12 protein-coding genes and 1 tRNA gene are annotated in these 13511 nt (G+C 74.1%); 1 reads left to right on the top strand and 12 read right to left on the bottom strand.

Going from position 1 to position 13511, the window contains the following annotated elements; all coding sequences use genetic code 11:
• Window positions 1-36: 36 nt before the first annotated feature.
• The 4 genes from ACIQOE_RS04965 to ACIQOE_RS04980 all read right to left on the bottom strand — a co-directional run bounded on the left by ACIQOE_RS04965 (window position 37) and on the right by ACIQOE_RS04980 (window position 6431).
• Entirely contained in the window at window positions 37-1416 is a 1380-nt protein-coding gene (locus tag ACIQOE_RS04965) for a Cys-Gln thioester bond-forming surface protein (RefSeq protein ID WP_401409682.1), read from the bottom strand.
• A 371-nt stretch (window positions 1417-1787) separates the two neighbouring features.
• Window positions 1788-2255, bottom strand: a complete 468-nt coding sequence (locus ACIQOE_RS04970) for a single-stranded DNA-binding protein (protein WP_401409684.1) — start codon at window positions 2253-2255, stop codon at window positions 1788-1790.
• A gap of 216 nt (window positions 2256-2471) precedes the next feature.
• A complete protein-coding gene (locus ACIQOE_RS04975; RefSeq protein WP_401409686.1) occupies window positions 2472-4820 on the bottom strand; it encodes a GTPase in 2349 nt (782 codons plus the stop codon).
• Between the two features lie 3 nt (window positions 4821-4823).
• Window positions 4824-6431: a dynamin family protein gene (locus ACIQOE_RS04980; RefSeq protein WP_351319256.1), complete on the bottom strand. Its 1608-nt coding sequence runs from the start codon at window positions 6429-6431 to the stop codon at window positions 4824-4826.
• A gap of 320 nt (window positions 6432-6751) precedes the next feature.
• Here ACIQOE_RS04980 and ACIQOE_RS04985 point away from each other — a divergent pair.
• Window positions 6752-6824: transfer RNA gene (locus tag ACIQOE_RS04985), tRNA-Arg, on the top strand.
• Window positions 6825-6907: 83 nt separating this feature from the next.
• Here the strand turns inward: ACIQOE_RS04985 and ACIQOE_RS04990 are convergent.
• From ACIQOE_RS04990 to ACIQOE_RS05025, 8 genes are all read right to left on the bottom strand, one after another.
• Window positions 6908-7597 carry a GAF and ANTAR domain-containing protein gene (locus ACIQOE_RS04990; protein ID WP_401410115.1) on the bottom strand — a complete coding sequence of 230 codons (690 nt, stop codon included), beginning with the start codon at window positions 7595-7597 and terminating at the stop codon, window positions 6908-6910.
• 164 nt (window positions 7598-7761) lie between these two features.
• Window positions 7762-8070, bottom strand: coding sequence for an acyl carrier protein (locus ACIQOE_RS04995; RefSeq protein ID WP_351329174.1), 309 nt, complete (start codon window positions 8068-8070; stop codon window positions 7762-7764).
• A 4-nt stretch (window positions 8071-8074) separates the two neighbouring features.
• The gene (locus ACIQOE_RS05000) at window positions 8075-8650 is read right to left on the bottom strand and encodes a nuclear transport factor 2 family protein (protein WP_351329172.1); all 576 of its coding nucleotides are present in this window, start codon (window positions 8648-8650) and stop codon (window positions 8075-8077) included.
• Window positions 8651-8686: 36 nt separating this feature from the next.
• A complete protein-coding gene (locus ACIQOE_RS05005) occupies window positions 8687-9019 on the bottom strand; it encodes an acyl-CoA carboxylase epsilon subunit (protein WP_401409688.1) in 333 nt (110 codons plus the stop codon).
• Window positions 9016-10527 carry an acyl-CoA carboxylase subunit beta gene (locus tag ACIQOE_RS05010; protein ID WP_351328213.1) on the bottom strand — a complete coding sequence of 504 codons (1512 nt, stop codon included), beginning with the start codon at window positions 10525-10527 and terminating at the stop codon, window positions 9016-9018. Before ACIQOE_RS05010 ends, ACIQOE_RS05005 begins: the two co-directional genes overlap by 4 nt.
• Before the next feature lie 103 nt (window positions 10528-10630).
• Window positions 10631-11476 (bottom strand): 4'-phosphopantetheinyl transferase superfamily protein, encoded by an 846-nt coding sequence (locus ACIQOE_RS05015; protein ID WP_351328205.1) that lies wholly within the window; start codon window positions 11474-11476, stop codon window positions 10631-10633.
• Between the two features lie 8 nt (window positions 11477-11484).
• A complete protein-coding gene (locus ACIQOE_RS05020) occupies window positions 11485-11940 on the bottom strand; it encodes an acyl carrier protein (protein WP_351328203.1) in 456 nt (151 codons plus the stop codon).
• Window positions 11941-11942: 2 nt separating this feature from the next.
• Window positions 11943-13511: an MFS transporter gene (locus ACIQOE_RS05025; RefSeq protein WP_401409691.1), complete on the bottom strand. Its 1569-nt coding sequence runs from the start codon at window positions 13509-13511 to the stop codon at window positions 11943-11945.

The following is a 13511-nucleotide window of genomic DNA, read 5'->3' on the forward strand; positions in this document are numbered from 1 at the left end:
GGGGCCATACTGCCCTGCGGGGCCCCTCGGTGGGGGTCAGTCGGTGGGGTTCTCGCGGCGGCGGAGGATCACCAGGACGGCGCCGCCGATCACCACCAGGCCGATGGCGACACCGGTGATCACGCCGGTCGCGGAGTCGCCGCCGGTCGCGGCGAGGTTGACGTCGGAGGCGGTGCCGCCGACCGAGGCGGGGCTGGGCTCGCTGAGGGTCTGGGCGGCGAGCCCGCTCTCGGCGGCCTGGGTCTTGCAGTCGAAGACGCCGGTGAAGCGCCGCTCCAGGCCGCCCGCGCCGGTGATCGTGAAGTCGTAGACCTGGTCCTCCTGGAGCGGGATGGTCACCGTCCGCGAGGTGTTCGCGGGGATGGTGTGCTCGGTGTCCATCAGCTCGAAGGTGAACGGCTGGTCGCCGGTGTTGGCCGCGGTGATGTCCACGCCGCCCGTGGCGCAGTTCTTCTCGGCGGACAGCGCCGGTATCGCGCCCTGTTCCGCCCAGGTCGCGTTCGCGGTCGCGGCGACCGTGGACTCGCTGGAGCCGGCCAGGATCTGCGTCTGGCTGCGGCTCTCGGAGGTGAAGGCGCGGCCGACCGGGACGGTGGTCGAGGCCTGCACGGTGAGTTCGGCGGAGGCGTCCGTCGCGTCGTCGGGGACCTGGAAGTACAGCTCCGCGCCGTTGCGCGCCGTGGTGACGGGCCTGCCGCCCTTGTCGGTGATCCGGACGCCGGTCAGGGCCGCGTCGGCGGGCGGGACCACGGTGACGGTGCGCGCGTTGGTGTGCACGGTGACCGGGCCCAGCAGGGCGCCGGGCCGGCCGGAGACCGCGGGCGGGTCCAGAGTCAGCGAGGCCTCGGGCTCCGACTGGCCGCGGGCGTTCTTCTCCAGGTAGTCGGCGAGCTTCTCGGCCTGCGGGTCCACGGCGTCGACGTCCGCGCCGTCGGAGTAGCGCCAGATCGCCACCTGGGTGCCGGCCGCCGCGTCCTGCTCGCTGAGGGTGCCGGCCCCGGCCTTGCGGGCGAGCGCGGCGAGGTCGTTGACCTGCGGGTAGGAGTTCTGCAGGATCCAGCGGATCCGGCCGGCGTTCGTGTTGGCGCCCAGCGAGGTGCCGCTCCAGGCCGTCTCGTGGTACTTGGCGTCCCGCTGGGTGGGGTTGTGGAGGTCGACGCAGTACGTCTGGAGCGTGCCGCCGCCGTCCACGGACATCTCGAACAGGCCCGCGGAGACCTGCTCGTCGCCGTCCGTGCCGTGCACGACGGCCTCGCCGTAGGTCTTCAGGGCGCCGATGGTGGCCGTCGCCCCGCTCTGGCTCTGCCCGGTGCCGTCGTCGGCGGCGGCCCGGCCGGCGCCGGTCAGCACGGCGGCGGCCACCAGCCCGGACGCCACTACCGCGGCGGCGAGGCGGGCCACGCCTCTCGCGGACACGGGCGTGCCGGAGGGCCTGGCGGACGCACCGGGCGCCGAGGAACCAGAGAACGCAACGAGCACAGAATTCCCCTTCGAGCAGGACCCCTTGACCACGGGGGGCGGTCCCACCAGCAGAATCAGTGACCCCAGGGGCCACGCCCGGCATCCTATGGATCAGCCGGACCGCCCATTCCCGGTGAGATGGTCCGATGAGCGATCCGATCCGTAATCGTTATCGCGGAGCGCCGGACGGACGGCGGTCATCTACACGTCGACTCGGCCGTCATGGTGGACACTTCCGGGTCCATGCGCCGATACACCGTCAAGGAGCGTTCAACAGGCCGCAGTTCGGCCGGTCGAGGGCGGATTGGGCTTTCCGCACAGGGGCTTCACGTCACCGCCACAGGTTCCACCCGCCGTCGCTCCGCCGCGTCGGCGGGCTCCTCGGGTGTCTGCCAGTCCGGCTCCGGGCGGGGCGGTGCCGGTGCCGCCGTCTCCGGCTTCGCCGCCCGCCGGAAGGCCGCCGTGCCGCGGGCGAGGTCGTGGCCGATCGCCACCGCGTCGATGTCGGCGGAGGTCCACTGCTGGCCCTCACGCGTCTCGGTGCGCACCTTGAGCCGCCCCTGCACGACGACCGGATCGCCGACGGAGAGCGAGGCCGCCGCGTTGGTGGCGAGCTGCCGGTTGGCCCACACCGTGAAGAAGTTGGTGTGGCCGTCGGTCCAGGTGTTCTTGTCGCGGTCCCAGTAACGCGAGGTCACCGCCAGCCGGAACCGCGCCGACGGCCCCGCCGCCAGTTCCCGGTAGACCGGCTGCGTCGCCACGTTGCCCACCGCGCAGACCAGTGTCTCGTTCATCAGGCATCCCTCCCTCGCCCGGCCGCCACGGCCGGGCCGGATCCGCCCACGGGCCCGTCCCGTACGGCTGTGTCCTTCGCGGCCACCGCCCTCCTGGCGATCGCCGCGGGACCCAGACTGCCGCCGCCGGAGCGGACCCGCCGAGCGCTGTGGACCACCGCCGGCCTGTGGACAACTCCGCCACCCGGACGGGTGATCCGTTTCCCCCGGGCGGCCTCACCCCACCCCGGCCCCCGTGCGCGTCACCCTGGCGTACTGCTCCCGCACCTCCTGGTAGCGCAGCAGCTCCGCCGCCACCGGATCCAGCACCCGGGCCCGGCCGCAGCCGGCCGCAGCCTCCCGCAGCCGGCGTTCCGCCTCCAGCCCGTACCGCCGGGCCGGTCCCCGGGCCGCCATCCGGCAGCCCCACTCGACCAGCGGCCCGCCGATGATGCCGGCGACCATCAGCAGCACCGGCACGCCCAGATTGGGCGCCATCACCCCGGCGATCTGCCCGACCAGCCACAGCCCGCCGACCACCTGGAGGAGGGTCATGGCGGCCTGGGCGAGCACCGCCACCGGCCACCAGCCGGGCCGCGGCGGACGGCCCGGCGGCAGCCCGGCCTGGGTCGCGAGGTCGTCCAGCGCCTCCGGCAGGCCCTGCGACCCGCGTACGGCCGCCTCGCGCACCGCCTGCGCCCACGGCGCGGGCAGGCCCGCCGAGGCCCGGTCGGAGACCGTGCGCACGGCCTGCTCGACGCGCTGGCGGGCGGTGGCCTCCTCCTCCGGCTGGGCCTGCTGGAGGCGTCCCGTGGGCTGGTCGGCGCGCCCCTTGTGCCAGCGCCACAGCCGCAGCCACGGCGTGCCGCAGGCCCGGTTGGCGTTGCGCAGCCAGGCGCGTTCGGCGGCCTCACCGGCGGCGGTGGCGCCCACCGCGTCGGCCAGCCGGGCGGCGAAGTCCTCGCGCGCCTCCTCGCTGAGCCCGGCGCGGCGCCCGGTGGCGTACACGGGCCGCAGCCCGGCCGCGGCGGCGTCGACGTCGGCGGCGACCCGGCGGGCGGCGGCGCCCCGCTCGGAGACGAACTGGCCGAGGGACTCGCGCAGTTCGCCGACGCCGTCGCCGGTGAGCGCGGACAGCGCGAGCACCGTGGCGCCCGGTTCGCCGTACTCGCCGAGCGCGACGCCGTCCTCGTCCAGGACCCGGCGCAGGTCGTCCAGGACCAGGTCGGCGGCCTCGCCGGGCAGCCGGTCGGTCTGGTTGAGGACGATGAACATGACCTCGGCGTGGCCGGACAGGGGCCGCAGGTAGCGCTCGTGGAGCACCGCGTCGGCGTACTTCTCCGGGTCGACGACCCAGATCACCGCGTCCACCAGCTTCAGGATCCGGTCGACGTGTTCGCGGTGCTGGACCACCGCCGAGTCGTGGTCGGGCAGGTCGATCAGGATCAGGCCGCGCAGCTGGGCGTCCGCCTCCGGGTTGTGCACGGGGCGGCGGCGCAGCCGGCCCGGGATGCCGAGCCGGTCGATGAGGGCGGCGCTGCCGTCGCTCCAGCTGCACGCGATGGGCGAGGCGGTGGTCGGGCGCCGTACGCCGGTCTCCGAGATGGCGACGCCGGCGAGCGCGTTGAACAGCTGCGACTTGCCGCTCCCGGTGGCGCCCGCGATGGCGATGACGGTGTGCTGGCCGGAGAGCCGGCGGCGGGCGGCGGCCTCGTCGAGGACCCGGCCGGCCTCGGAGAGGGTCTGGCTGTCGAGGCGGGTGCGGGACAGGCCGACGAGTTCGCGCAGCGCGTCGAGGCGGGAGCGCAGCGGGCCCTCGTACGCCAGCGGGGCCGGGAGCGGGGCGCCCGGGCCGCGGGTCTCCACGACGGGGACGGCGGCCTTGGCGGTCTCGGTGACCCGGCGGGCGATGAGGCCGTCGTCCCAGACGTCCTCCTCGGCCCCGGCCTCGCCGTCGTCGCCGGGTTCCTGACGGTCCTGCCGCTGCTCGCGCTGCGGCTGCTCCCGCTGCTCCCGCCCGCGCGCGTGCGGGACGGTCTCGGTGTCGGTCCCGTCGACGGCGGCGGTCCGGTCCGCGGGCTCCGCCCCGGTCCCCTCCCGCCGGTCGTCGGAGGCCTCCGGCGCCGGGTCCTTCGCGAGGCGGGGCGCGGTGTCCCCGCGGTGGTCCGGTGCGGACGCGTCCGTCCCGGCGCCCTTCGCGGAGCCCGTGCCCGGCTCCCGTCCCCGGACCAGGCCCTGGCCCGCGTCCCTCCCCGGATCCCTGACCGACTCCATCGCGGTGCCCTTCGCGGTGTCCTGCGCGGCGGCCCTCACCGGGTCCTGGCCGGGATCGTGGGCGGTGTCGGGCACGGTCTCGCGGCCGGCCTCCCGGCCCGTCTCCCGGCCCGGCCGGCGCCCCGTCTGCCGTCCCGGCTCGCGCGCGGGCTCGCGTCCCGGTTCCGGCGCGGAGCCGGACGCGGTCGGGCCGCCCTCTCGGTCGGCGGTGCGACCACCCGTGTCATCACCCGGACGGTCGCCTGTGTAGTCACCGGTGTGATCCATGCGTTCCATGCGATCCGTGTGGTCGTGGTCAGTGACGGCGGTCACCGGTCACCTCTCCTTCTGGAGGACGGACAGGGCGGCGATGAGTTCGGCCTGCGGCTCGGGATGGACGTCCAGGGCGTCCAGCGGGGCGAGCCGGCGTTCGCGTTCGGTGTGCATGACGCGGTCCACGTGCTCCCCGAGCAGCCGTCCCGCCCGGTCCCGCAGCCGCAGCGCGCCGTGGGCGCCGATGCGCTCGGCGAGCCGCTCCCCCGCCGCCCGGGTGCGGCGCCCGCCGAGCAGCGCGGTGGCCACCAGGGCGGCGACGCCCTCGGACTCCGGTGCGACGCTGCGGTCCAGCTCGCGCACCTCGTCGTCGGCGTACTCCTCCAGCTCGCGCCGCCAGCGCCGGACGGCGATGCCGATGCGGTGCTCGGCGCTCTCCAGGGAGGGGTCCCGGTCGGCGAGTCCGGGGGCCGAGGAAGCGGGTTCGCGGCGCCAGGAGTCGTCGACCCGCTCGTCGGCGGCGGTGACGGCGCACAGCAGCAGTGCGGCGAGGCTCTCCACCAGGGCGTCCAGGAGTTCGCCCGCGGCGCAGTCGACGGGGAAGGCGCGCCAGCGTTTGAGGGCGTCGCCGGCGAGGACCGCGCCGCTCTGCAGCCGGCCGCGCACGCGCGTGTGCTCGCTGTCGTAGGCGGTCTCGACGGCGGAGTTCAGCCGCAGGGCCGCGGCGTACTGGGCGGCGGCGGCGCCGGCCAGCTCGGGCAGCCGGGCCTTGAGGGAGTCGAGGACGCCGTGGGCGGTGCGGGCCAGGGTCTGCCGACGGGCGCCGGGGTCCTGGGCCTGCTGCAGGAGCCAGGCGCGCAGCGGGGCGACGGCGGTGGCCGGGAGCAGTCCGCCGCCCCACGCGGACTCCGGCAGCTCGGGCACCGTGAACCGGGGCACCTCGCCGAGTCCGGCCTTGGTCAGGAGGGCGCCGTACTGCCGGGAGACCTCGGAGACGACCGTGTGCGGTACCCGGTCCAGGACCGTCACCAGGGTGGCGTCGTACTCCTTGGCGGTACGCAGCAGGTGCCAGGGGACGGCGTCGGCGTAGCGCGCGGCCGTCGTGACCATCACCCAGATGTCGGCGGCACAGATCAGTTCGGCGGCGAGGACCCGGTTGTCGACGACCAGGGAGTCGATGTCGGGTGCATCGAGGAGGGCCAGCCCGCGCGGGAGGCTGTCGACGGTCTCGACACGCAGCACGCGCGCGGGGTTCTCGCCGGGGAGGAGGGGGTCGTCGCCGGGTTCCTGGTGCGGCACCCACACGCGTGTGAGGTCGGGCAGCACGCGCATGCCGCTGAACCAGTGATGGTCCTCGGGATGACAGACCAGTACCGGTGTGCGGGTCGTGGGCCGCAGCACACCGGCCTCACTGACCCGGCGGCCCACCAGGGAGTTGACGAGGGTCGACTTGCCCGCGCCGGTGGAGCCGCCGACGACGGCGAGCAGCGGTGCTTCGGGCTCTTTGAGCCGGGGCACCAGATAGTCGTCGAGCTGGGCGAGCAGTTCGTCGCGATTGGCACGCGCGCGTGCGGCCCCGGCCAGGGGCAGCGGGAAGCGTGCGGCGGCGACACGGTCGCGCAGAGCGGAGAGCGTGTCGAGCAGCTGGGGCCGTACGTCCAAGGTCACCACATGCGAAGAATGCCCAATTTTAGGGGAATTCTGAAGCATATAGACATGTCTGCGCGCCGACAGGACACAACGGGCGGAAGGGACGACCGGGACGGAGGCACAGTCCAGGCATAACGAGTGCACAACACCCGGTGCGCCAGGCGCCAAAAGCGATGCACGATTCGTACCCGCCTGCGATTATCAGGACCACTTCACCGAACCTCCACATTGAGCCACGGAGGCGAAGCAACCGGGACGAGGACCGGGGAGTTCTATCCTTGTCCCCGGCACCGTCACGGACCGGTCCGGCCAGGGCAGGACGTACGACGCCAGTACAGCGAGCCCCCGTAGCTCAGTGGATAGAGCAGGCGCCTTCTAAGCGCTTGGCCGCAGGTTCGAGTCCTGCCGGGGGCGCCCAGAACATGGCTCGTCCTCACCGGGCGCACGCGCACCGGCGGGCACACGAGGCCGGTCGCACGGCCGGTCACCCGTGGCGTTCAGGACAGCGGGCCCTCTTCGCAGATCCGGCGGGCGACCTCGCGGAGTTTGACGTTGTTCTCCTGCGAGTAGCGGCGCAGTACGCCGAAGGCCTCCTCCTCGGTGAGGTGGTGGCCGCCCATCAGGATGCCCATGGCCTCGCCGATCACGTGCCGGGTGGCGACGGCCTGTTCCAGCTGGGCCTGGGTGCGGGCGCTGGAGAAGGCGACGGCCCCGTGGGAGGCGAGCAGCCAGCCGGCCAGTTCACTGGCCTCCGTGAAGGCTCCGGGGCGGCGGGAGTAGACGTTCAGCGCGCCCAGTTCCTCGTCCTCGGTGTACAGCAGGAAGCCCATCATGCTGCCCACGCCGAGCCGGTGGGCCGCGGGCGCGTAGGCGGGCCAGCGGGGCTGGTCGACGGTGAAGTCGCGGATGCGGAAGACCCGCTCGTCGGTCTCGGCCTGGGCGACGTCGAAGCACGGCCCCTCGCCCAGCCGCTCCTGGAGCCAGTCGCTGTCGACGACCAGCCGGTCCGTGGGCGCGAGCGTGCGCACCTCCGTGCCGCGCAGCACCAGGATGCCGGCCGCGTCGCAGCCCTCCACCAGTTCGGTGGCCGAGGCGGTGATCCGTGCCAGGGTGGCGTCGACCGACTCCTGCGCCAGCAGGTCGCGTGCCATCGCCGCCAGCTGCTGCGCGAACCGGGCCCAGTCCATCGCGTCCGCCACCTCTCGGTCCGTCCGGCCCTCAGCATGCCACGCGACGCGCGCGGGGCCCGGCGCGAACCGGATTCCGACAACGTTGTCACAGGACTGCTGTGCCGTTGGGTGCGAGATGCGGGGGCATCTCGCACCCAACGGCACAGGAGCATCCGTGAGACTCAGGTCCGGTCCACCAAGTCGCTGAGTGTGGCGGCCAGTTCGCCCACCGACTGCTCGCGCAGGAGGTGGTGGGCGGGCACCGGGATGTTCAGGGCCGACTCCAGGGTGCGCTGGAGGGTCAGGGCCGTGAGGGAGTCGATGCCCTGGGTGTAGAGGGGGCGGTTGCGGGCGATACGGTGGGCCGGCGGGATGTCCAGGTGCTGGGCCAGATTCCGGCAGAGGAAGGTCTCGAAGGCGCGCCGGCGGTCGTCGCCGGGAGTCTCGCGCAGGGCGCCCAGGTCGAGCGCGGTGGTCGGTGTACCTGACACGGTCTCATCGTCCTTTCGTCTGGCGTGGGCGGGGCTGGGAACTGCGCAGTGCGTCGGGGGCGGGGCCGGGGCGCGGGCCGGCGCCGTCGGACCACATCAGGTGGAAGCGCCAGCGGCTGAGCCGCCAGCCCTCCGGGGTGCGGACCGCCTCGCCCTCGCTGTGGCCGCCGATGTCGAAGCGGCCGTCCGGGTCCGGACCGTCGTCGTGGTGCACGTGGGACGCGACGAGGTGGATGCGGATCCGCGCGGTGTCCCCGTCCACCCGGATGCCGTAGTTGGCGGCCAGGTGGTGGGTGCGCGCGAAGCGGGACTTGCGGTCGTAGTGGAAGGCGGCGGCCTGGTCGCGGCCCTCGACCGTGCCGACCGGGAACTCCAGGCGGCAGTCCGGGGTGAAGACCGTGGCCGGCCAGTCCGGGTCGAAGCCGTTCTCGTCCTGGGTGTCGAGCAGGGTGATGTAGCGGTCGATCAGTTCGGCGACGGCCGCACGGTCCGCGAGTGCGGTGAACTCGGCGCGCAGGGCGTCGAGTTCGGCACGCAGTTCGAGGACCGTGCCGGACCGGTCGAGGGACGGGGACGTCATGGGGTCCGTGGCTCCAATTCGGGTGAGGGGGCCGGGTCAGGCCGCGGGTGAGCCCGCGACCCGCCAGCCGCGGGGGTCGCGGTGCGCCGCGAGGCGTTCCGGGCGGCGCCAGCCGGCCACCGGACGGGACTTGAGCGGGCACGGGTCCACGGCGGCCAGGGCGGCCGCGCGGGCCAGCAGGACGGTGGTCAGCGCGGCCAGCTCGGCGGGGCTCGCCGCGCCCTTGACGACCTTGATGACCAGGGCGCCGTCCGGGCCGGCGGCACCGGTGGCACCGCCGGCGGCCTCCGCGCCGCCGGTGGCGCGCGGGCCGCCGCCGGCGGCGGTGGCGTCCGCCGGGCCGGACGGCGCGGTCCGGGCCGCGTTCACTGCGGCGGGTTGCCGTGCTTGCGGCACGGCAGGTCGGCCTGCTTGCTGCGCAGCATCGCGAGGGCGCGGATCAGGGTGCTCCGGGTCTGCCGCGGGTCGATGACGTCGTCGATCAGACCGCGTTCGGCCGCGTAGTAGGGGTGCATCAGCTCCGCCTGGTACTCCTTGATCTTCTGCGCGCGGGTGGACTCGGGGTCGTCCGCGGCCGCGATCTCCCGGCGGAAGATGACGTTCGCCGCGCCCTCCGCGCCCATCACGGCGATCTCGTTGGACGGCCAGGCCAGCGCCAGGTCGGTGCCGATGGAGCGGGAGTCCATGACGATGTACGCGCCGCCGTAGGCCTTGCGCAGCACCAGGGAGATGCGGGGCACGGTGGCGTTGCAGTAGGCGTACAGCAGCTTCGCACCGCGCCGGATGATGCCGTTGTGCTCCTGGTCGACGCCCGGCAGGAAGCCCGGCACGTCGATCAGGGTGACCAGCGGGATGTTGAACGCGTCGCAGAACTGCACGAACCGCGCCGCCTTCTCGCTGGCGTCGATGTCCAGGACGCCGGCGAAGGAGGCGGGCTGGCTGGCGACGATGCCGACGACGTCGCCGTCCAGCCGGGACAGCGCGCACACCACGTTGGTCGCGAAGCCGGGCTGGATCTCGAAGAAGTCGCCGTCGTCGACGATCTCCTCGATGACGGACCGGATGTCGTAGACCCGGCCGGGGTCCTCCGGGACCAGTTCGAGGAGGTGGTCGGTGCGCCGGTCGGCGGGGTCCTCGGTCGGCACCCGCGGCGGCAGGTCGCGGTTGTTGGACGGCAGCAGCGACAGCAGGTGCCGTACGTCCTCCAGGCAGCTGCGCACGTCGTCGTAGGCGAAGTGGGCCACGCCGGAGGCGGTGGCGTGGACGTCGGCGCCGCCGAGGTCGTTCTGGGTGATCTCCTCGCCGGTCACCGCCTTGACGACGTCCGGTCCCGTGATGAACATCTGGGCGATGTCCCGGACCATGAAGACGAAGTCGGTCAGCGCCGGCGAGTAGGCGGCGCCGCCCGCGCACGGGCCGAGCATCACGCTGATCTGCGGGATCACCCCGGAGGCGCGGGTGTTGCGCTGGAAGATGCCGCCGTAGCCGGCGAGCGCCGAGACGCCCTCCTGGATCCGGGCGCCGGCGCCGTCGTTCAGGGACACCAGCGGGGCCCCGGCCGCGACGGCCATGTCCATGATCTTGTGGATCTTCTGGGCGTGGGCCTCGCCGAGGGCGCCGCCGAAGATGCGGAAGTCGTGCGCGTAGACGAAGACGGTACGGCCGTGGACCGTGCCCCAGCCGGTGATCACACCGTCGGTGTAGGGTCGCTTCTTCTCCAGGCCGAAGCCGGTGGCACGGTGCCGGCGGAGCATCTCGACCTCGTTGAACGACCCCTCGTCGAGCAGGAGTTCGATGCGTTCGTACGCGGTGAGCTTGCCCTTGGCGTGCTGGCGCTCGGTGGCGAGCGGATCGCCGTGCCGGGCGGCCTCCTTCATGAGGCCGAGCTCCTCGATCCGCTCGGTGGCGCTCCACTGGCCGCGGTGCTCGCGGTCGTGCAGGCTCGGTCGGTCGGCTTTCTGTTCGAGTGACATTGGTGGGTCACGCTCCCCAGTCGGATACTGCGGTGTTCGTGCCGTCGGCGCCCCGGTGCACGGGCACGCCCACGGTGCCGTCGGCGTCCAGGTCGACCGTCTGTCCCGCGTACAGCGCGAACGGCGGCACCCAGCGCACGGTGACCTGGTCCGGTGCCCCGCCGCGCACGGCGACGGCCGCGTTGTGCCGGGGCCCGGACGGCAGGTCGAGCAGCGTCCACCCGGCCGGCCTGCGGTGCCGGTCGGCACCCAGGTAGTCGTGGCCGGGGTCGCGGGACAGCCCGGTGCCCAGCGCCTTGAGGTAGGCCTCCTTGCGGGTCCACAGCCGGCCGAAGGCCGCGCGCCGCCGGCCCGCGTCGTCGAGCGCGGCCAGCTCCGCCTGCTCTCCGGGGTGCAGGGCCGGGGTGCACACCTCGACGGTCTCGGCCCGCGGCAGCCGCTCCACGTCGGCGCCGACGACCGTCCGGGAGACGGCGATCACGGCCATGCCGTGGCTGTGCGCCAGCGAGAAGTGCAGCGGCGGGTCGGGGTGGACGACGGCCGGGCGGCCGTGCGGCTCGGCGCAGCCCGGGCAGGGCTCGCGCACGAACGGCACCTCCTGGGGGGCCAGCCCCAGGTAGGCGCCGAGCAGCCGGCGCAGGGCGACGTGCGCGGAGGCGTACGTCACCCCGTCCGCGGGCCGGACGAAGGACGCGGTCCGCCGGCGCTCCGCCTCGCTCAGCTCGCTCAGGTCGAGCAGTTCCGCCGCGGTCTCCAGCGCCGCCCGGCGGACCATCCAGACGTCCAGCTGCCCGGCGGCCGGCAGCCGGGGCGCGGTCGCGAGGGTCTGCGTGCCGGACTGGAGGACCGGCATCCGGCCGATCACCTCGGGCTCGGCACGTCGTGCGCGACCAGGTGGTACTCGGCCTTCCCTGCGTGCTTGTGCGGGCTGTCCTCCGGACCGAGCTGTCCGGCCAGGCACTCCACCAGCTCGGCGGCGCTGTTGGCGCGCAGCAGCCGGTTGAGGTTGACGTCGACGCACAGCGCGGCCTCCATCCGGCGCTGGAGCTCCAGGCCGTTGATGGAGCCGATGCCCAGGCTGTTCATCGGGCGGCCCACGGTGTCGATGCTCTCGGGTGACACCCGCAGGACCCGGGCGAGTTCGCCGCGCACGTACGCGTCGATGATCCGGGTGCGTTCGGCGAGGCCGACGGAGGCGAGGTGCGGAAGGCTGGGCGGGATCACCTCGACGATCTGGTCGCGCTCGAACTCGTAGTCCAGATCGTCTAATTCGTCCTCCAGGTCGTCGAAGACCCAGGTCTGCGTTGTCTGGTCCATGGTCATTCCCCGTGATGGAGTGAGGAGGGTGGGGTTTTTCGGAGCAGGCCGGTGAGGCCGACGAGCAGGCCCAGGAAGCCGAGGACGGCGACCAGGGTCAGCGCGGGCCGGCAGGCGTCCGCCGCGGCTGCCGGGCCGGCGCCCGCCGCGGGTGCCCCGGCGACGAGCAGGGCGGCGACGACGGCGACGGCGACGACCGCGGCGAGCTGGACGGCCGTCTGGTACAGGCCACTGCCGGTGAGCCTGTCGGCGGGCGCGAGGCGAGACATCGCCTGCATGTTCAGCGCGGCGAAGGACAGCACGAAGCCGGCGCCGACCAGCAGCAGCGTGGGGAGCATGCGGCCGGGGTAGTCCAACGGCCACGCATGGGGCCGCAGTTGGAGCAGGTAGCCGGCGAACGCGCAGGCCGCGCCGGCCACGATCAGGCGAGGGGCGCCGAACCGGGTGACCAGGCGGCCGGAGGCCAGCGCGGTCAGCGCCGGGGGTACGGCGGCCGGGGTGAGGGCGAGGGCCGCGCGCAGCGGGGACCAGTGGGCCAGGGTCTGGGTCTGGTACGTGAGGACGAACAGCAGGCCCAGGTAGGACCCGTTGAGACAGGCGGCGCCGGCGGCGGAGCGGAGCAGGGCGGGGTTGCCGCGCAGCGAGGGGCCGAACGTGAGCAGGGGGTGGGGCGAGCGGCGCTCGATCCGGCAGAACACCGCCAGCAGCACGGCGGCGGCGCAGAGCGGCCCGACGGCTCTCGGGTCGCTCCAGCCGTGGCCGGGGAGCTGGGTGACGCCCTGGACGAGGGCGAGCAGGGTTGCCAGGAGGGTGACGGCGCCGGGGATGTCGTAGCGCTGCGACGTCGTCGTTCGGCTGCGGCCCGGTGGGGGCTGGTCGCGCCCACGCCGCGGTGGCCGCATGTCCGGTACGGCCCCGCGCCCCTCGGGGTCGCTGCCGCCGCTCCTTGTCACGGGGTTCGGGTCGGCTTCCCTCGGGATCAGGCTCAGTCCGAACGCGAAGAGCACCAGCACCACCGGGGCCGGGAAGGCGAACGCCCAGCGCCAGGACGTCTCCGTCAGCCAGCCCGACAGGACCAGGCCGGCCGTGAAGCCGCCCGCGCCGAACAGGGTGTAGACGGAGACCGCCCGGCTGCGGGGCCTGCCCTCGGGGAAGGTGCTGGTGATGATGGCGAGGCCGGTGGGGGCGGTGAGGGCCGCGCAGAAGCCCTTGACCAGGCGGGTGGCCAGGAGCAGCCACGGGTCCTGGGCGAGGGCGCTGAGCACGGAGGCGGCGGCGAAGGCGAGAAGCGCCGCGAGGTAGACCGGGCGGCGGCCGAGCAGGGTCACCACGCGGGCGCCGAACAGCAGCAGTCCGCCGAAGCCGGCGGCGAAGCCGGTCATCGCCCACTGGGTGACGGTCGGCGCGGCGCCGAGGTCCGTGCCGATGGCGGGCAGCGCCACCACCGCGACGGACACCTCCAGCGCGTCGATGAGCATGTTGCCGGCGAGGACGAGCAGCAGGCCCCACAGGCGGGGGCCGAACCGCTCGTCCGGACCGGCGGCGACCGGTGACGGAAGGGTCCTGGTCAC

Source organism: Streptomyces sp. NPDC091282, assembly GCF_044757385.1.
Lineage (GTDB): Bacteria > Actinomycetota > Actinomycetes > Streptomycetales > Streptomycetaceae > Streptomyces > Streptomyces gramineus.

Bases quoted from the DNA above. Each gene is read 5' to 3' on its own strand.
- ACIQOE_RS05010 (WP_351328213.1), bottom strand. From the start codon at position 10,527: ATGAAGGAGGCCGCCCGGCACGGCGATCCGCTCGCCACCGAGCGCCAG.
- ACIQOE_RS04970 (WP_401409684.1), bottom strand. From the start codon at position 2,255: ATGAACGAGACACTGGTCTGCGCGGTGGGCAACGTGGCGACGCAGCCG.
- ACIQOE_RS05020 (WP_351328203.1), bottom strand. From the start codon at position 11,940: ATGGACCAGACAACGCAGACCTGGGTCTTCGACGACCTGGAGGACGAA.
- ACIQOE_RS04990 (WP_401410115.1), bottom strand. From the start codon at position 7,597: ATGGACTGGGCCCGGTTCGCGCAGCAGCTGGCGGCGATGGCACGCGAC.
- ACIQOE_RS05015 (WP_351328205.1), bottom strand. From the start codon at position 11,476: ATGCCGGTCCTCCAGTCCGGCACGCAGACCCTCGCGACCGCGCCCCGG.
- ACIQOE_RS05000 (WP_351329172.1), bottom strand. From the start codon at position 8,650: ATGACGTCCCCGTCCCTCGACCGGTCCGGCACGGTCCTCGAACTGCGT.